Annotated in this window: 1 protein-coding gene; it reads right to left on the reverse strand. The window is 67.1% G+C overall.

Going from position 1 to position 477, the window contains the following annotated elements; all coding sequences use genetic code 11:
* On the reverse strand, window positions 1–477 hold a 477-nt coding region (locus LPA54_RS37465; RefSeq protein WP_228984910.1), incomplete at both ends, for a hypothetical protein.

The raw sequence follows: 477 nt of genomic DNA on the forward strand, positions 1-477 counted from the left end.
TTGGTGATGTTGTCGTTGGCGTCGTAGACCGGCTCCGGCGTGACGATGAACTCGCCTGCCTTCCGGTCCTTGGGCTCGCGCTTCTCCAGCGGCCTGCCGAACACGTCATAGGTCTGGGTGACCTCGGCGCCCTGGGCGTTGGTCACCTTGGTGACGTTGCCTCGCACGTCGTAGACGAAGTGCGAGGGGTGGCCGGCCGCGTCCGTGATGGTCTTCGGGTAGCCGGCCGGCGCGAACTCGCTGTACCGGGTGGCGTGCCCGTTGGCGTCGGTCTCCTTGACGACCTGTCCCAGCGCGTCGTACTCCGTGCGCGAGGTGTAGTCGCCCTCGGCGGCGGATGCGACGCCCTTGGGGTCGGTCACCGAGGTCAGGTTGCCCTTGGTGTCGTAGCCGAAGCGGTAGGTGCGGCCCTCCGGGGACTTCTTCTCGAAGAGGTCCGCGATATGGCCGTCGAGCCCGTAGGAGTAGGTGAGGGTC

It is taken from the genome of Streptomyces sp. DH12 (genome assembly GCF_020873895.1).
Lineage (GTDB): Bacteria > Actinomycetota > Actinomycetes > Streptomycetales > Streptomycetaceae > Streptomyces.